This is a genomic window from Pseudomonas sp. BN505 (genome assembly GCF_029873175.1).
In the GTDB taxonomy this organism is placed as follows: Bacteria; Pseudomonadota; Gammaproteobacteria; order Pseudomonadales; family Pseudomonadaceae; genus Aquipseudomonas; species Aquipseudomonas putida.
The window spans coordinates 129,352-147,450 of record NZ_SSOI01000032.1; the positions used below are offsets into that span (position 1 = coordinate 129,352).

Consider the following 18,099-nt stretch of genomic DNA (forward strand, 5'->3'; position numbering starts at 1 on the left):
TGGGTCCGCAATGGCTGGTGCCATTTTCACCGTAGTCGTTCATAACGACAGCGCATGTACTGCGATGATCGAGCAACAACGGCAACAGCATGACGCTGATGCCTCGTTTGATGCGCGCCCGAACACTCGCGGCGGCGTTAAAGGGTACTAGCTATGGATCGTCGCCTATTATTGTTACTCGCCTTGGCGAGCGTGTTCGTTAGTGCGGATGCTATGGCCTCGACTGACCTTGCCCAGGCAGATACATCCGTCCAGGGCCTACTCGACCTCGTTTTGCAACAGTCGCACCAGTGGTCAGGAAAGCTGTATGACTATGCGATCAGACTGTTCTGGCTGCTGGCCTCGATCCAGTTCATCTGGACTTTCATGCCCCTAGTTATGAAGCAAGCTGATTTCGGCGAGATTGTCGGCCAGCTGCTGCGCTTTGTACTGGTAATCGGTTTTTTCCTCGCAGTCATGAAGTACTCGGTGGAATGGTCGACTGCCATTGTCGACAGCTTCCGAGATGCGGCGGCATCAGCGAGCGGTCTCGGGCGTGCATTAGAACCCGGCGATATGCTGGCAGTTGCGCTGGATTTTGGCCGGACTATGGTAAAGGGCATTTCGGTGTTCTCTCCGGCCAAGGGACTTCTGATCGCCGTGTGCGCGATCCTTGTACTGGCATGTTTCGCCTTCATCGCTGCATTCATGTTTGTGACGCTCGTGGAGTCTTACGTCATCATCAATGCTTCGGTGCTCTTCCTCGGCTTCGGCGGTTCGCAATGGACGCGAGATTTTGCGATTGCACCTATGCGCTTCACCGTTGCGATTGGTGCCAAGCTATTTGTACTCACTCTGATTGTCGGCCTGATCGTACAGTCGGCAAAACAGTGGTTGGCCGCTTACACCAATGACGAAGCGTCATTGATGACGATGGTCGGTTTGGCCTTGGTTTGCTGTTACCTCACTAAAACTATTCCTGACGTAATCGGCGGCATGATTAGCGGCACCTCAATGGGCGGCGGCTCGGCCATAGGCGGGATGGCAGTGGCCGGTGCTGCTGGTGCAGCTGCGGCGATGGCCACGATCGCAACAGCCGGTGCAGCGGCTCCAGCGGCGGCCGGCACGCTCGGTGCAGCCGGGGCGGGGACAGGTGTGGCCGGGGCAAGTGGCAGTCTGGCCAGTGCAATCAACTCCAGCTTTGCCGGCGCCAGCTCGGCCGGGGAAGTGGCGTCTTCCGCAGGGGGCATGGCCTCATCCGCGAGCGTTGGCACCAGTACAGGCGGCAGCGCTGCCGCCAAAGGGGCTAGCACCGCCGGTTCGCGGGTCGGCGGCGGCACCGCCAATACGTCCCCATCACCATCGCTCTCTCAACCTAGCAGCAGCGTACAGCAGGCCGTCAAACATGCCGGAAAGTCAGCGCAGGGAAATGATGACAAGGAACAGCCTACGACACCAAAAGGTGGAGCCACCGGCTCCAATAACACGTTTTCGCAAGCGGCTAGTGGTGCAGCAAAAATGCTCGGGGTAATGGCATCAATGTCAGTGCCGGGTATGGAGAACGCGCATGCCTTGCATCCTGGCTCAGGATCTCCAGCACCTCTTCCAGAGGATAGCGGTTCGGTGAGTCCGACTAATGAAGTGGAGTTAGCTGCTAAATCCACACAAGAGGAATCTAATGTCATCCGTCCCGCCTCCGACACCAGCCATACCCCCGACCGCCTCGCAACGCTCCAGTTGCCCGGCATGACCTCGAACAACCAATCGGAAAACCAACCATGAGAGAAGTCCTTATGTTTGCTGGATTCATAGTACTCGCCTCAACTTTAGCCATAGGCATGTGGGCACTCGGTCGGTGGCTGCGCAGCAAAGGCTATGGGCCGCAGCTAGATAAGCTGGATCGCCAATACACAGCCTTGCAGCTTCGGGTAAGCCCGCTCGCTTTATCGGCTTCCCATCGTATGTTTGCCGGGGCACAGATCATCAATCGTTTACCAATGCTGGGAAGCAAGAGTAGCGCCTGCCTGAACCAGCAAGTATTAGCGGCCATCCAAGCTGCGAAGGAAGCGGCGAAACATGAGAACCGCGAAAAACTGTGACCGATGACCAGTCCCACGCCCCCCGCCCCCCGCCCCAGGGCGGGGCTTGCCTTCCAGACGGCGCGCAACTTACTCGTGAAATTTCATCACGGGAGCTTCGCCGTTAGTAATACGCACGGGCTTCGTACACCTACCCCGAGGCTGCAAGATTAGTAATACGCACGGACTTGTCTCAGCCCCCATTGACCAAACATTGCTGCTTGGCCATACGCCGCGGTCTGATCAACTTCTAGCCGATCAGCAACACTGATCATCACGTAAGCGTCTAGGCACTCCTGTGGCGCCTCGACGGATAATCGCCCCTTCCTTTTGGTGCTAAAACGGCCGTAGGCCGACTGTGCAAGGCCTGACCGCGCCTAAGCGCGGGCTGTGCCGCGCAGGACTGAATATCCTGAATATCCTGTCAACTCCGGGCGGGTGTGGCACGCACCGGGCGGGTGTGAAACGCTTCCGGGCGGATGTGACACGCCATCGGGCGAGTGTGAAACGCTTCAGGAGTTGCGAGCACCGCCTTTGTAATGCGATCACCATTGAGCACAAGCCCAATTCGTCGTAGATCTTCAGCATCCTCCCTAAGCCTCTTTCGCGCATTGCGCATGTCTTGACTTGAGGCTTGTCCGGCAACCGCCACGATAACGGTGTCTAGATACCAACCGCCCGCTGGTACTACTTTGTGGCTTAAAAGGTGCCGAGCTATCGCTTGACTGATGCCGTGCTGGAGGCGAGCTATTGGGGCCGGGTCGTAATACAGGCTCAGATCATGTTCAAGGAGCATCATCAACGCAATTCCGAGCCGCACCCGCCATAGGTTCCGCTCTCCTCCGGTCAGAGGATCGGGACGTGTCATGGGGGAAGGGATAACGTGATCAATCAACCCGCCGATGATGGGAAAATCAAATTGCGTCGTTTCAATTGTGATCGTTGCAGCCCGAAGCTCGGCCAGCAGCTTTTCGAGCTGTGAGAAGCTGTAGCGGCTATCGGAAAGTGTCTTTCTCACTTGCGCGGGATCTACCAGAAGTTCTACGCCACCATCGGAGACAGGCCGCCGACGTTCTGCGCAGTACAGGACCGCTTCCAATACGTCCGCGTGTCTCTGCCCCAGTCGACCTGCTACACGGCAGCGCCCAAATGATGTCTCAGCCCAATCACCTTCGCGCAGACGCGGGCGCTGGCTAGGCTGATAAAGCATCACTCTAGCCTGTGCGATAGTACTGGTGGGGACCACGGAGTTACCACCGCTCATCATCACTTCCGTTTGCGAATTGCAGCGGGCTCCCCTTCCTCACTTCCGCCAGTTCAACCGGCACAAGAACGCCTCCTTCCTGGCGTTGGTACCACTGGTCGAGCGGGGTGGCATCGTAGTTCTGCTTGCTTACACCAAAACGGACAAAAAAACTGCGCCTGTCGTTGCCAATAGGCTGTCGCTCATAGGTACGGTCACTCAGCCGCTTTGCTTCGTCCTCGGTCATCTTGGCCACGAAGCCGCACCAACGGGCATTGTCGATTAGAGCTGATGCACCACGCGCTGCCTGCTGCTGATCGGTTTGCCCCTCGCGGGCGCTACCCTTGCTGACATGATGAAGGTACAACACCGATGCTCCGGTGTTGGCAGCAACGTGCTCAAGCGTCGCGACAAGCCGCGACATGTCACCGTTGCTATTCTCGTCACGGTCGTGAATCCGGCTGAGTGTGTCCAGTACGATCAACCGGGCACCGTCGCAAAACTCGTTGACCCGGGCAAGATGCCGATCATCCATTACGTTCAGCCGCTTACCCATTATTGGCTCAAGGGTAAGGTTCCTCGCGATGCATTCACGTGCCTGCGGATTCAGGTGCCGACCGATGGCATGAATCCGGCGCACGAGTGCGGCTTCTGGGTCTTCTCCTGCGAAGTAGACGACGCGGCCAGCACATGCTGGGGCGAGCCCTACAAGATCCCCGCCGGCAACGCTGCATGCGATGGCCATGGCAGCTTCCAAAGCCCAAAAGCTTTTGCCTGTAGCTCCGGGAGCTACCAAAGCTCCTACTGTACCAGCGAGGAATCCCGGCCAAATGAAGTCTAGAGTGGGAGGCTCATTCTCGAACGCTTCCCGTAAGTCAATCGCCACAATTCAGGCTCCCATTCCTGGCCGCGGAGCCGGGCCACTGCCCTTGCATGCATCAATCCATTCTTCGACCTCGCACAGATCCCACACGACCTTGCGGCTACTGAGCGCAATCCGGCGAGGGAATTTTCCCTGCTTTTCAAAGTTGTAGATCGTGCGCTCGCATAGCGGAATCATTGCCAGCAACTGTTTCTTGCTGATCAATACTTTGCTCTCTTTTCTCGATTCTTTTTCCACACCGATTACCTCGTTCCGTCATCACACGAGGTTCGATTATTGCCCCACATTTCCGGTAATTTCCAGCATATCTTCTCGTTTTTCCTTTATAAATCAATAGCTTAACCGTCCGGCAAAGGTCTAGTTTCGGGACAGGGACAGTCACGCAATGCCTTGTTTTATCTGCAGTTTTATTAAGGAAATTCGATAGAAAAAAAGTGTCCCTAAAACGCCTATTTCGGGACGAAAAAAAACCCACCGAAGTGGGTATGTCGCCACAAACACATGCGAAGTCGCGTGCTCTGTTTGGCCAGTAAGGCTCAGAATCAATCCGCTACACGAGGTTTCCTAAGCGTCCACTCGTCAATCATGTCCGCCCAATCCTGCAACATCGCACGGCGCTGATCCCGATACTCGGCCTTGTTGTAAACGGCTCGCACACCTTTCTGTTCGTGCGCGAGGCACTTCTCGATCCAGTCGGAGTTGTAGCCCGCCTCATGCAACAGCGTGCTAGCCGTGCGGCGCAGGTCGTGGGGGCCGAATTTACCTAGCGGCACCCCCTCCTTTTGGGCAAGGCGATAGGTGAGTGTCAGTACCTGGTTGATCGTGGCGGCACTCATTGGCAAATCGGAGTCGTAGCGTGACGGCAGGATGTAATCAGAACCTCCGGCCAAAGTTTTCAACGCAATGAAGAAATCCAATGCCTGCCGGGACAGAAACACCAAATGAGGGTTTCGGCGCTTCATCCGCTCTTTGGGGATCGTCCATAGCGCCTCGCTGAAATTGATTTCACTCCACGTCGCATTGGTCAGCTCGCTTTTGCGCACCATCGTCAGCAGCAGGAGTTTGGCTGCGGCACGAACCGACGTCGCTGTTCCGATCCGATCCATGTACTGGTACATCAGCGCAATTTCATCAGGCGTCAGCGCCCGATCACGTGGCTCAAATTTGGCGATGCTGGCAGACCTCACTAGGTCCGCTGGGTTTTCAACCTTCTGGCCACGCTCAATGGCCCAGCGATAGACCTGTAGCACGATCTCACGGGAGTGGACAGCAGTTGCAGGCGCTCCCCGCTCCACTATCGCATCAGTCAGCGCCCGCAGATCCTCATGAGTGATTTCAGCGAGCTTCTGATTGCCAAACTTCGGCTTCAATTCGCGCTCATAGACTGACCGGCGCATATCTCGTGTCGAGTCCGCCATCTGATAGCCGCGCAGCCATTTTTCAGCCCAATCATCAAAGGTCTCTGCGCCCTTGGTACGAGCCTTCGCACGCGCCTTTTCCTTAGCGGGGGACTTACCTGCGGCGATCATCTTCTTCGCCTCCCCTAGCCGCTCACGTGCCTCTGCCAGGGTGATCCCACCCAAGCCATAACGACCGAAGGTGATGGTCTCCTGCCGGCCATTGATGGAGTAGTTGTAGCGGAAGGAGATTGAGCCGGCCGGTGTGACCGCCACGTACAAGCCATCGCGGTCAATCACCTTGTAGAGCTTATCTTGCGGCTTGAGGTTTCGAAGCTTGGTATCAGTAAGCATGGCTTCCATTTATTCCATGAAAAAATACCATGCTCTGAAAAGCGCGGGAGAATGGGGCTTAACCCCAGTAAAACCGGGCCTCTTGGCTATCCCGATACCATGCCAATCCTGAAACAAGGGACATGGTATCAAGCGTCATGCATGGCATCGGATGCAGTTGGTACCCTGTACCATGCCATAAAAAAACCATGCTTGGCGATGCAAAACGCTGCCTAAACTTGCCAGACCCAAAAAGCCGAAAGCCCGCAATTACGCGGGCTCCAGGGCATTTTTTGCTAGATCGTGCCGGTATATACCGGACGCGGGATCATTCCCACTCGATAGTGGCCGGCGGCTTGCTCGACACGTCGTAGGTAACGCGCGAGATGCCTTCGATTTCGTTGATGATACGGCCGCTGACGGTTTCCAGCAGCTCGTATGGCAGGTGTGCCCAACGCGCGGTCATGAAGTCCACGGTCTCGACGGCACGCAGCGCGACAACCCAAGCGTAGCGACGGCCGTCGCCAACGACGCCAACCGACTTGACCGGCTGGAACACCACGAACGCCTGGCTGGTCTTGTGGTACCAGTCGGCCTTGCGCAGTTCTTCGATGAAGATGTGGTCGGCGCGACGCAGGATGTCGGCGTATTCCTTCTTCACTTCACCCAGGATGCGCACGCCCAGGCCCGGGCCTGGGAACGGGTGGCGGTAGACCATGTCGTACGGCAGGCCCAGTTCCAGACCGATCTTGCGCACTTCGTCCTTGAACAGTTCACGCAGCGGCTCGACCAGCTTGAGGTTCATTTCCTCCGGCAGGCCACCCACGTTGTGGTGCGACTTGATCACGTGGGCCTTGCCGCTCTTGGCGCCAGCCGACTCGATCACGTCCGGGTAGATGGTGCCCTGGGCGAGGAACTGGATGTTATCCAGCTTGCTGGCTTCGGCGTCGAAGATGTCGATGAAGGTGCGGCCGATGATCTTGCGCTTCTTCTCCGGGTCGGCTTCGCCTTCCAGGTTGTCGAGGAACTGCTTTTCAGCGTCGGCGCGGATCACCTTGACGCCCATGTTCTCTTTGAACATGGCCATCACCTGGTCGCCTTCATGCAGGCGCAGCAGGCCGTTGTCGACGAAGACGCAGGTCAGCTGGTCGCCGATGGCGCGGTGCAGCAGTGCGGCAACCACCGAGCTGTCTACGCCGCCAGACAGGCCCAGCAGGACGTTAGCCGAACCGACTTGCGCACGCACCTGGGCGATGGCGTCTTCAACGATGTTGGAGGCGGTCCACAGGGCCTCACAGCCGCAGATGTCCTGCACGAAACGGGACAGGATGCGACCGCCCTGCTTGGTGTGGGTCACTTCAGGGTGGAACTGCACGCCATAGTAGCCGCGAGTATCGTCGAACATGCCGGCGATCGGGCAGCTCGGGGTGCTGGCCAGTACATGGAAGTTGCCCGGCATCTGGGTGACCTTGTCACCGTGGCTCATCCACACATCCAGGCCCAGCACGCCGTCGGCGTCAACGTGGTCTTCGATGCCGTCGAGCAGGCGGCTCTTGCCGACCACGTCAACGCGGGCATAACCGAACTCACGCAGCTCGGAACCTTCGACCTTGCCGCCCATCTGTTCGGCCATGGTCTGCATGCCGTAGCAGATGCCCAGCACCGGTACGTTCAGGTCGAACACGGCCTGCGGGGCACGCGGGCTGTTGGCTTCGTGGACCGACTCGGGGCCGCCAGCGAGGATGATGCCGCGCGGGTTGAATTCGCGGATCGCTTCATCGTCCATGTCGAACGGGTGCAGTTCGCAGTACACGCCGATTTCGCGCACGCGGCGGGCAATCAGCTGGGTGTACTGGGAACCGAAATCGAGGATCAGGATGCGGTGAGCGTGAATGTCGAGGGCCATGACTCAATCTCGTCAGTGGAAATCGGAAACGACGCGGGGCTGTCGTGACAGCCCCGCATCCTTATATTGCTGGAAGCCTCAGCCTACGCGGTAGTTAGGGGCTTCTTTGGTGATTTGCACATCATGCACGTGGGACTCGGCCATGCCGGCACCGGTGATGCGTACAAATTCCGGCTTGGTGCGCATCTCTTCGATGGTTGCGCTGCCGGTGTAGCCCATGGACGAACGCAGGCCGCCCATCAGCTGGTGGATGATCGCGGCCAGGGCGCCCTTGTAAGGCACGCGGCCTTCGATCCCCTCGGGAACAAGCTTCTCGGCGCCGGCCGAGGAGTCCTGGAAGTAACGGTCGGACGAACCTTGCGCCTGTGCCATGGCACCCAGCGAGCCCATGCCGCGGTAGGCCTTGTAGGAACGGCCCTGGAACAGTTCGACTTCACCCGGGGCCTCTTCGGTACCGGCGAACATCGAACCCATCATCACGCAGGACGCACCGGCAACGATGGCCTTGGACAGGTCACCGGAGAAGCGGATACCGCCGTCGGCGATCAGTGGCACGCCAGTGCCTTCCAGTGCAGCGGCGACGTTGGCGATGGCGCTGATTTGCGGCACGCCGACACCGGCAACGATACGGGTGGTGCAGATCGAGCCTGGGCCGATACCGACCTTGACGGCGTCAGCGCCAGCTTCGGCCAAAGCCTTGGCTGCGGCGCCGGTGGCGATGTTGCCGCCGATCACCTGCACTTGCGGGTAGGTTTCTTTAACCCAGCGAACGCGGTCGATCACGCCTTTGGAGTGACCGTGGGCAGTGTCGACAACCACCACGTCAACGCCAGCGGCAACCAGGGCGGCAACGCGCTCGCCGGTGTCCTTGCCGGTGCCGACCGCAGCGCCGACGCGCAGACGACCCTGGTCGTCCTTGCTGGCCAGCGGGTAGGCCTTGGCTTTTTCGATGTCCTTGACGGTCATCATGCCCTTGAGACTGAACTTGTCGTCGACGATCAGGACTTTTTCCAGACGGTGCTTGTGCAGCAGCTCGCGGACTTCGTTCTTGTCGGCGCCTTCGCGGACCGTGACCAGACGCTCTTTGGGGGTCATCACGTCGCGGACCTTGGCGTCCAGGCGGGTTTCAAAGCGCACGTCACGGGAGGTGACGATACCGACCAGGTCGCCGTTCGCCAGCACCGGAACACCGGAGATGTTGTTCAGGCGGGTCAGGTCGAACAGGTCACGCACGGTGGCGTCGGCTTCGATGGTGATCGGGTCCTTGACCACGCCAGCCTCGAACTTCTTGACCTTGCGTACTTCGCCGGCCTGCTGTTCGATGGTCATGTTCTTGTGGATGATGCCGATGCCGCCTTCCTGGGCCATGGCAATGGCCAGACGCGCTTCGGTCACGGTATCCATGGCGGCGGAAACCAGCGGAATGTTCAGCTCGATGCCACGGGTCAAACGGGTCTTGAGACTGACTTCATTAGGCAGTACCTCAGAGTAGCCAGGTACAAGGAGGATATCGTCGAAGGTCAGGGCTTCTTGGCTGATACGCAGCATCGCGGGGGCTCCCGGGCGGGAAAAATGGAAGCGCGCCATTATACTCATGCAGGGCGCGCCGCTCAATGCAAAATAAGGGCCTTCGGTCAGCCTTGTGGCACTTTTACCTGCACCACGGCTACCGGCTGGTCGAGCCAGTCGGCAAAGCTGTCGAGAAAGGCCTGGGTAAACCCGGCCTCGCCCCAGTTGTTGAAGATGAACCCCAGGTTGGAAAAGGCACATGGCTGCAGGTAAATGAAGCCATTGATGTCATCTTCAAAGCCGCACAGCGGGCAGGTGAAGTTGTCGGTTACCGCCGGCGTCCACTCTTCCAGGCTTTCGAACAGCGGCTCGCCCACCTCGCGCCGGCACTCCGGGCAACCGGCTTCTTCGAGAAAGCCATCGGTGGGGGTGTAGATGCAGCGCTTGAGCACCACCTCCATGCCGTTGACCTGCTGGTCGAAGGGCAGCTTGTCCGGGTGGAGGGCCACCTTGCGCGCCCCTGCGGCCAGGGCATGGCCCATACGGTTGCCGGTGCGGCCACAGGTAGTCAGCTGTTCTTCGACGACCTTCTCGCGCACCAGCCAGCGCAGGATGGCGCGGGCGCGGGCTTCATGCACCGGTACGGTGGACAGCTTGGGAACGATGATGCTCTGGGTGTTCATGAACGGGGCAAGCCTGAAAAACGCCGGTAATGACGCAATTCTACCGCTCAGGCGCTCAGGTAGCGACCGATCAACGCCAGGCCGCTGGCCAGCACCAGCCAGGTGACCAGGCGAACAAAGGCTTCACGGGACAGCCGGTTGGTCAGCCGGCGCCCCACCCAGAGGCCGACGAACATGACTGGCAGCAAGCAGGCGGCGAGCAGCAGCAGGCTTTGGTCGGCATACACACCGGCAACCAGGAACAGCGTCAGGCGTACGACCGTGCTGCAACTGATCAGCGCGCTCTGGGTGGCGCGTACCTGTTCTTTCACTTCCAGCCGTGCGCTCAGGTAAAGGGCATACAGAAACCCGCCGCTACCGAACAGCGCCCCGAACAACCCGCCTGCCGTACCCATCGGCACCGCCCACAACCCCGACAGGCTGGCCGGCCGCACTTTCACTGCCAGCCCGTACAACGCATAGGCGGTCACGAACACCCCCATCAACAGCAGCAAAATGTCGGACTTCAGTTGCAGCAGGAACACCACGCCCAATGTGCAGCCCAGGGCCATGAACGGCAACAGCCGTAACAACTCGCTGCGCACCACATCCCGGCGCGACGGCAGCAGGTTGCCGAACGCGGCAACAAAGTCCAGTAGCACCAGCAGCGGGATGATGCGTGACAACGGCATGAAATGGATCAGTACCGGCCCGGCCACCAGCGCGGTACCGAAACCGGCAATACCAAAGACGATGTAGGCAACACCAACACCCAGCAGGATGGGTAACCAGTCAAGGCCGGAAAAAGACAGTTGGGCAAGCATGGCAGCAATTCCTGGGAAGACAGGCCAAGGTTAGCCAGCGATGAGCCATGCCGACTAATATGCCTTTATCGCCAAAGCCATCTCGAAAAGGCATGACATGACGTCGATCCGCCAGTTGCGTTACTTCGTGGAAATCGCCGAGTGCGGCAGTTTCAGCGCTGCCGCCGAACGGCTGTACATCGCCCAGTCGGCGCTTAGCAGGCAGATAAAGGAGCTGGAGCAGCAACTGGGCACGCCGCTGTTCGAACGCACGGCACGCCTGCCACGCCTGACACTGGCCGGCCAGGCCTTTCTGGAACGGTCGCGGCGCTTGCTGGCCGACCTGGCACAGGCCGAGCGCGTAACCCGCGACATTGGCCAGGGGCTGCAAGGCAGCCTGCGCCTGAACCATTCCAGTACCGTGCCGCTGACCGGCACGCTGCTGGCTCGCCTGGGCAACTACCTGAAAGAAAACCCGGGGGTTTCGCTGGAGATCGCCCAGCAGTCTTCGGAGGCACAGCTGGAGGATATTGCTGCCGGGCGGCTGGACATCGGCCTGCTGCGCTTGCCAGTACTGCGTCAGCACGAAGGACTGGCGCTGCACGAACTGTTCAGCGAACCCTTGTTGCTGGCGGTTGCTGCCGGGCACCCCTTGGCCAGCGCGCCACGGGTGAAGCTGGAGCAGTTGAGGGACGAACGATTTATTTCCATCCCGCATCGGGATCGTGGCGGGCTGAGTTACCTGTCGGCTTCGCTGTGCATGGAGGCGGGCTTTTTCCCGCAAGCCGCGCAGGTGCTGTCGCGCAAGACCACGCAGTTGCAGCTTATTCAGGCGGGGTTCGGGGTAGCGCTGTTGCCGCAGTGCATGCACGAGATTGCGCCGGCTTCAGTCAGCTTCGTAGCGCTGGAAGGTGATTGCCAGAGCACAGTAGCACTGGCCTGTCGCCGTGATGCGGGGCAGATGGTGCGGCAGTTCGTGGCGACGATGCAGGGCTGAAGGCACCAGTTGCGGTCTTGTGGAAGCGGCCTTGCGTCGCGAAAGGGCCGCAACGCGGCCCCGGCACTTCATGCGGCGAAGCTGAAAACCTGGGGCCGCTTCGCAGCCCTTTCGCGGCGCAAGGCCGCTCCCACAAGGGTTAGGTCAAGGCTGGCAGTAGGGGCAAGACAGACAACCGGGGCCGATGTCCTTTATGATGCCTGCCATGATCAAAGACCCCTTCGAACGACTCGGCCTGGACCGTGAGGTCCTTACCGTCAGCCAACTCAACGGCCGCGCCCGCGTGCTGCTGGAAGACGTGTTCCGCAGCGTCTGGGTGGAAGGCGAAATCTCCAACCTTGCCCGCCCGGCATCCGGCCACATGTACTTCACCCTCAAGGACAGCGGCGCCCAGGTGCGTTGCGCGCTGTTCCGGCAAAACGCAACGCGGGTGCGCCAGGCCCTGCGCGACGGCCTGGCGGTGCGGGTACGCGGCAAGGTTTCGCTGTTCGAAGGGCGTGGCGACTACCAGCTGATTCTCGACACCGTCGAGCCAGCCGGGGACGGCGCATTGCGCCTTGCCTTCGAGGCGCTGAAGGAAAAGCTCAGTGCCGAGGGGCTGTTCAGCACCGAACGCAAAAAAACGTTACCGGCCCATCCTCAACGGATCGGCATCATCAGCTCGCCTACCGGCGCTGTGATCCGCGACATCATCAGCGTGTTTGGCCGCCGTGCCCCACAGGTGGAACTGAACCTGATCCCTACGGCGGTTCAGGGGCGCGAAGCCATCGCGCAGATCGTGCGCGCCATTCGCCTGGCCGACAGCCTTGGTTTCGATGCGCTGATCCTGGCCCGGGGTGGTGGTTCGCTGGAAGACCTGTGGTGCTTCAACGAAGAAGCCGTGGCGCGAGCCGTGGCCGCTTGCGTCACCCCTATTGTCAGCGCCGTGGGCCATGAAACCGACGTGTCGATCAGCGACTTCGTCGCCGACGTACGCGCCCCCACGCCGTCTGCCGCGGCCGAGTTGCTGGCCCCCGACAACAGTGGCTTGCAGCAACGGCTGGACGGCCTGCAACGGCGCCTGTTGCTGCGCATGCAGAACCGTCTGACCCATGACCGCCTGCGCCTGGAGTCACTGACCCGGCGCCTGCGTCACCCGGGCGAGCGCCTGCGTCAGCAAGCCCAGCGCCTGGACGATCTGGACATGCGCCTGCGCCGCGCCTTCATGCTCAGCCTCAACCAGCGCCGCGAGCGCCTGGCACGCATAGACACCCGCCTGGCCGCGCAGCACCCGGGGCGCAACCTGAAACTGCTGAGCCAGCGCCTCGACAGCCTGGCCGAGCGCCTGCCCCGGGCAATGCGGGATGTGTTGAAAGACCGTCGCCAACGCTTCCAGGCCCAGCTGCAAACCCTGCAAGTGGTCAGCCCGCTGGCCACCCTCGCCCGCGGCTACAGCATCCTGCTGGACGACCAGGGCCAGGCCATTCGCAGTGCCGAACAGACCCGCAACGGCCAGCGCCTCACCGCCCGCCTGAACGAAGGCGAACTGCAGGTGCGGGTCGAAGACAACCACCTGACCCCGGTCACTCTTTCACTACTGGACTGACACATGCCCCGCCTGCTCGCGCCCCTACTCGCCCTCTCCCTCCTGCTGCTGGCTAGCGGTGCCCAGGCCAGCTATATCACCCGCACACTGAACAAGCCGGTGCCGGGTGGCGTGGCGGTGGTTGACCTGGGCCCCGCCACCAGCGCGCCCAGCGCCCGTTTCGACGGCAAGCCGGTGCTGGTGGTGAAGGAGCAGGACAACTGGCTGGCAATCGTCGGCATCCCCCTGACCCAAAAGCCGGGCACTGCCGTGCTGAACCAGGACGGCCGCACCCTGCCCTTCAGCGTCGGGAGCAAGAAGTACCCCGAGCAGCGCATCACCCTGAAGAACACGCGCCAGGTGAACCCGAACCCGGCCGACCTCAAGCGCATCGACCGCGAGCTGGCCGAGCAGATCAAGGCCTACCGCAGCTTCAGCCCCGCCCTGCCGAGCAACCTGATCCTCGACAAACCGGTCAATGGGCCACTGTCGAGCAAGTTCGGCGTGCGCCGCTTCTTCAACGGTGAAGAGCGCAACCCGCATGCAGGGCTGGACTTCGCGGTACCTGCGGGCACGCCGATCAAGACCCCGGCCAATGGCAAGGTGATCCTGGTGGGGGATTACTTCTTCAATGGCCGCACGGTGTTCGTTGACCATGGGCAGGGCTTTATCAGCATGTTCTGCCATATGTCGAAGATCGATGTGCAGGTGGGGCAATCACTGCGCCGTGGCGAGGTGGTCGGGCGCGTGGGGTCGACCGGGCGGGCGACCGGGCCGCACATGCACTGGAACGTCAGCCTGAATGATGCGCGGGTGGACCCGGCGATTTTCATTGGTGCGTTCCAACCCTGAAGCTGCGGCGCCTGCTTCGCGGGCATGCCCGCTCCCACAGACACTGCGCCGTACCTGTGGAAGCGGGTTTACCCGCGAAGAGGCCAGCACTGTCAGCACCCATACCACTGGGTTGCGCCATCGAAAAATACCGCGCAAAAATCAAGAAACACTCAGCAAATTACAGCCATAAAATCTCGCCCAATCGCTTTTTTTAAGCATTCCTCTCAATTTTTCGTGGACACTTGCCATCCCTCACCTCTGTGGTTAGGGTTGAAGGCATGAAAACCTTCAGCACCCTCATCCTGCTCCGACAACATCGCAGCCTCTGCCTGGTCAGCGCCCGACTACCAGGCTGAATCGCGTCGCCTCGCCTCTTCATCTCGTTATTGCTCGGCAGGCCCGATCTCGGCCGCACACAAAAGGATTGCTTCCATGTCCATGCTCAAAGACCCTTCGAAGAAGTACCGCGCTTTCCCGACCATCGACCTGCCCGACCGTACCTGGCCGTCGAAGACCATCACCGCCGCGCCGATCTGGTGCAGCTCCGACCTGCGTGATGGCAACCAGTCGCTGATCGAGCCAATGGATTCGGAGAAGAAACTGCGCTTCTGGAAGACCCTTGTGCAGGTGGGCGTGAAGGAAATCGAAGCGTCGTTCCCGTCTGCCTCGCAGACCGATTTCGACTTCGTGCGCACCCTGATCGAGGACGGCCACATTCCGGACGACACCACCATCCAGGTGTTGACCCAGGCCCGTGAAGACCTGATCGCACGCACCTTCGAATCCCTGCGCGGCGCGAAGAAGGCCATCGTCCACCTGTACAACGCCACCAGCCCGTCGTTCCGCCGCATTGTCTTCAACCAGGACAAGCAAGGCGTGAAGGACATCGCGGTGAACGCGGCCAAGCTGTTCGTCAAGTACGCTGCCCAGCAGCCGGAAACCCAGTGGACCTTCCAGTACTCGCCCGAAACCTTCAGTGCCACCGAGATGGACTTCGCCAAGGAAGTCTGCGACGCGGTCATCGAGGTATGGAACCCGACGCCTGAGCACAAGATCATCCTCAACCTGCCGGCCACCGTGGAAGTGTCCACGCCGAACATCTACGCCGACCAGATCGAATGGTTCTGCCGCAATGTCAGCCGCCGCGACAGCGTGATCATCAGCCTGCACTGCCACAACGACCGTGGCACCGGCATCGCCGCCACCGAGCTGGGCCTGATGGCCGGCGCCGACCGTGCCGAAGGCTGCCTGTTCGGCAACGGTGAGCGCACCGGTAACGTCGACCTGGTGACCCTGGCACTGAACCTCTACACCCAAGGCATCGATCCGTTGCTGGACTTCTCCGACATCGACGGCGTGCGCAAAGTGGTCGAAGAGTGCAACCAGCTGCCGGTGCACCCACGCCACCCGTACGTGGGCGACCTGGTCCACACCGCGTTCTCCGGCTCGCACCAGGACGCCATCCGCAAGGGCTTCGCCAAGCAGCAGGAAGGCGAACTGTGGGAAGTGCCATACCTGCCGATCGACCCGGCCGACATCGGCCGCAGCTACGAAGCGGTAATCCGCGTCAACAGCCAGTCGGGCAAAGGCGGTATCACCTACCTGCTCGAGCAGGAATATGGCATCAGCCTGCCGCGTCGCATGCAGATCGAATTCAGCCAGGTGGTACAGGGTGAAACCGACCGCCTGGGCCTGGAAATGACCGCCCAGCAGATCTACAGCCTGCTGCACAAGGAATACCTCCAGGCCAACGCGCCATACGCACTGGTCAGCCATCGCCTGCAGGAAGAAAACGGCCACAGCGCCGTGGAAGTGGAGGTTGCCGGTGAAGGCGAAACCACCCTGCACTGGCGCGGCAAGGGCAACGGCGCCCTGGAAGCACTGGTGGCCGGCCTGCCGATTGCCGTGGAGATCATGGACTACAACGAGCATGCGATTGGCGCTGGCACCAACGCCAAGGCAGCTGCCTACATCGAACTGCGCGTGGCCGGTGGCCGCCCGGTACATGGCGTGGGTATCGATGAGAACATCACCACGGCCAGCTTCAAGGCCCTGTTCAGCGCGCTGAACCGCTCGCTGAGCCAGCAGGAAGCACAAGCAGCCTGAGTCGCACTGCACAAAAAAACCCGCATCTTGTGATGCGGGTTTTTTATTGGTGGGCCAGCCATGGCGTGTTGCGCATGATTGCAGCCCGATTGGCTGTGGTGCTCAAGCGGGACACCTGGAGAGGGTGAACTCACGGGCACCACATAAGAATCAGGCGCTGGCGAAGAAGCTATGGGAACGACTCGGACTGGTCTCGATAGCGGGCGACACTCAGTAGCGCGCACCGGGCTTATAGTATGCGCTCGAATGGAACAGCCAGCGGCCGCTATTATCCGAAGCCTCGTAATTTTCCATGAGCACAGCCCTCTGGATCTCGTGCCAACCTAGCGGTGATATCGAAGAATCGGTGGGAACCGTCACGACGGTGTCAGTGGCTATAGAGGTGAGGAAGCATAAATCTTCCCGCCCGCTTCCATCCTTGGCCACTTTGGAGTACTGGAACAAGTCATTCAAATGGCCGGCAGATGTCGCCTTGTGCGCAAACACCATGTGGACTTGATAAAAGTTGTATACCCCAGGCCCTTGAATCTCGTATGACTCCGTACGCTTGTTCGATCCATGAACGCCTTCGGTATAACTGTTGGAAAGCTTCACCCCTCCTGCGCCCAGCATCACGAACCCACTGCCTACGGAGATCTCGGCCTCTGTGGTTTGGGTAACAGACGAGCTGTACCCTTCCGTGACCTCAACGGCGTGAGTGTATTTGGTGGCGCTCGGTATACGAACCGTCTGCGCATGCTCAAGGTAGGCAAACACCGGTACGCTGTAGGTACCCCAGTTCTGATTCCAGATCCACATGTCTCCATAGATGGTCCGGCCTCTTACCCAGCAACCGGGATTAAGCACTTTCCCGGTTTCGCCTAACAGATAGTTATCAATTTCATAGCTACCGTGCTTCTCTGGCATAAAGCCGATCTGCTGAATACTTTTACTATCGATGATACTCACTGCACACTCCTGACATTGGCGTTTTGCGGACATCGCCAACTCTAGGAGCAACAGACTTTGCAGCGAACCCTGAAGCAGTTCCTGGCTTATGCTCGCCTTACCCACGCACGGAACGGGGCGCCGACCAAGCGCCCCACAAGCCGTAAAGCACACAACTGATTCAGTTGGCGTCCAACAGTGCCATCGCCTCCGCGCTGCACGCTTCGATCCGCGCCCAGTCGCCGTTCTTGATCCAGCTGCTGTCGAGCATCCAGGTTCCGCCCACGCACATCACGTTGGGCAATGCCATGTAGTTACGTACATTGGCCGGGTTAACGCCGCCGGTTGGGCAAAAGCGAATATCGCCGAACGGGCCGCCAAAGGCCTTGATCGCCGCCACGCCGCCGCTGATTTCCGCCGGGAACAACTTGAACCTGCGGTAGCCCAGGGCATAGCCCATCATGATTTCAGAGGGCGTACTGATGCCTGGCAGCAGCGGGATTTCGCTGTCCACGCCCGCTTCGAGAATGTCCTGGGTAATGCCCGGGGTGACGACGAACTGCGCGCCGGCAGCCTCGACGGCGGCGAACATGCTGCGATCCAGTACGGTGCCTGCGCCAACGCACAACTCCGGGCGCTGCTCACGCAGCACCTGGATGGCCTTGAGCCCATGCTGGGAACGCAGGGTCACTTCCAGGGTACGGATACCGCCGGCGGCCAGGGCATCGGCCAGCGGCAGGATGTCTTCCTCACGGGCGATGGTAATGACCGGCAGGATGCGCGCCTTTTCGCAGATGGCATCGATCCGGGCGGCCTTGTCGGCCATCGAGAGCTTTGGCTGTGGGCGTTCGAGGGTGGTCATGACAGTGGATCCTTGG

Annotated in this window: 16 protein-coding genes; 6 read left to right on the plus strand and 10 right to left on the minus strand. The window is 60.2% G+C overall.

The window, feature by feature from the left end:
* Positions 1-153 precede the first annotated feature (153 nt).
* Entirely contained in the window at positions 154-1,761 is a 1,608-nt protein-coding gene (trbL, locus tag E8E78_RS09670; protein ID WP_280312120.1) for a P-type conjugative transfer protein TrbL, read from the plus strand.
* Positions 1,758-2,078, plus strand: coding sequence for a hypothetical protein (locus tag E8E78_RS09675; RefSeq protein ID WP_196731135.1), 321 nt, complete (start codon positions 1,758-1,760; stop codon positions 2,076-2,078). The genes trbL and E8E78_RS09675 overlap by 4 nt, the downstream gene beginning before the upstream one ends.
* Before the next feature lie 403 nt (positions 2,079-2,481).
* Here E8E78_RS09675 and E8E78_RS09680 read toward each other — a convergent pair whose 3' ends face one another.
* The 8 genes from E8E78_RS09680 to E8E78_RS09715 form a co-directional block, all read right to left on the minus strand.
* Entirely contained in the window at positions 2,482-3,075 is a 594-nt protein-coding gene (locus tag E8E78_RS09680) for a hypothetical protein (protein ID WP_228382111.1), read from the minus strand.
* A 232-nt stretch (positions 3,076-3,307) separates the two neighbouring features.
* Complete coding sequence (locus E8E78_RS09685; protein ID WP_280312122.1) at positions 3,308-4,186, minus strand: helicase RepA family protein; 879 nt, start codon at positions 4,184-4,186, stop codon at positions 3,308-3,310.
* A gap of 3 nt (positions 4,187-4,189) precedes the next feature.
* A complete protein-coding gene (locus tag E8E78_RS09690; protein WP_073663419.1) occupies positions 4,190-4,420 on the minus strand; it encodes an AlpA family phage regulatory protein in 231 nt (76 codons plus the stop codon).
* A 305-nt stretch (positions 4,421-4,725) separates the two neighbouring features.
* Positions 4,726-5,934, minus strand: a complete 1,209-nt coding sequence (locus tag E8E78_RS09695) for a site-specific integrase (RefSeq protein WP_274412270.1) — start codon at positions 5,932-5,934, stop codon at positions 4,726-4,728.
* A gap of 307 nt (positions 5,935-6,241) precedes the next feature.
* The gene (gene guaA / locus E8E78_RS09700; RefSeq protein WP_016501266.1) at positions 6,242-7,819 is read right to left on the minus strand and encodes a glutamine-hydrolyzing GMP synthase; all 1,578 of its coding nucleotides are present in this window, start codon (positions 7,817-7,819) and stop codon (positions 6,242-6,244) included.
* A 78-nt stretch (positions 7,820-7,897) separates the two neighbouring features.
* Positions 7,898-9,367 carry an IMP dehydrogenase gene (gene guaB / locus E8E78_RS09705; protein WP_016501267.1) on the minus strand — a complete coding sequence of 490 codons (1,470 nt, stop codon included), beginning with the start codon at positions 9,365-9,367 and terminating at the stop codon, positions 7,898-7,900.
* A gap of 86 nt (positions 9,368-9,453) precedes the next feature.
* Positions 9,454-10,011 (minus strand): hypothetical protein, encoded by a 558-nt coding sequence (locus tag E8E78_RS09710; RefSeq protein ID WP_049274856.1) that lies wholly within the window; start codon positions 10,009-10,011, stop codon positions 9,454-9,456.
* A 47-nt stretch (positions 10,012-10,058) separates the two neighbouring features.
* Positions 10,059-10,814, minus strand: a complete 756-nt coding sequence (locus tag E8E78_RS09715) for a sulfite exporter TauE/SafE family protein (protein WP_049274854.1) — start codon at positions 10,812-10,814, stop codon at positions 10,059-10,061.
* Between the two features lie 97 nt (positions 10,815-10,911).
* On the opposite strand from E8E78_RS09715, the gene E8E78_RS09720 reads away from it, so the two are divergent.
* From E8E78_RS09720 to leuA, 4 genes are all read left to right on the plus strand, one after another.
* Positions 10,912-11,790: a LysR substrate-binding domain-containing protein gene (locus tag E8E78_RS09720; RefSeq protein WP_084967199.1), complete on the plus strand. Its 879-nt coding sequence runs from the start codon at positions 10,912-10,914 to the stop codon at positions 11,788-11,790.
* Positions 11,791-11,995: 205 nt separating this feature from the next.
* The gene (gene xseA, locus E8E78_RS09725; RefSeq protein ID WP_280312126.1) at positions 11,996-13,375 is read left to right on the plus strand and encodes an exodeoxyribonuclease VII large subunit; all 1,380 of its coding nucleotides are present in this window, start codon (positions 11,996-11,998) and stop codon (positions 13,373-13,375) included.
* A 3-nt stretch (positions 13,376-13,378) separates the two neighbouring features.
* Positions 13,379-14,206 (plus strand): M23 family metallopeptidase, encoded by an 828-nt coding sequence (locus E8E78_RS09730; RefSeq protein WP_016501272.1) that lies wholly within the window; start codon positions 13,379-13,381, stop codon positions 14,204-14,206.
* Positions 14,207-14,620: 414 nt separating this feature from the next.
* Positions 14,621-16,294: a 2-isopropylmalate synthase gene (gene leuA / locus E8E78_RS09735; protein WP_016501273.1), complete on the plus strand. Its 1,674-nt coding sequence runs from the start codon at positions 14,621-14,623 to the stop codon at positions 16,292-16,294.
* A gap of 210 nt (positions 16,295-16,504) precedes the next feature.
* On the opposite strand, the gene E8E78_RS09740 is transcribed toward leuA, so the two are convergent.
* Both E8E78_RS09740 and E8E78_RS09745 read right to left on the minus strand, forming a co-directional pair.
* Positions 16,505-17,242: a monalysin family beta-barrel pore-forming toxin gene (locus E8E78_RS09740; RefSeq protein ID WP_016501274.1), complete on the minus strand. Its 738-nt coding sequence runs from the start codon at positions 17,240-17,242 to the stop codon at positions 16,505-16,507.
* A gap of 160 nt (positions 17,243-17,402) precedes the next feature.
* Positions 17,403-18,083 carry a bifunctional 4-hydroxy-2-oxoglutarate aldolase/2-dehydro-3-deoxy-phosphogluconate aldolase gene (locus E8E78_RS09745; protein WP_049275724.1) on the minus strand — a complete coding sequence of 227 codons (681 nt, stop codon included), beginning with the start codon at positions 18,081-18,083 and terminating at the stop codon, positions 17,403-17,405.
* Positions 18,084-18,099: the final 16 nt, after the last annotated feature.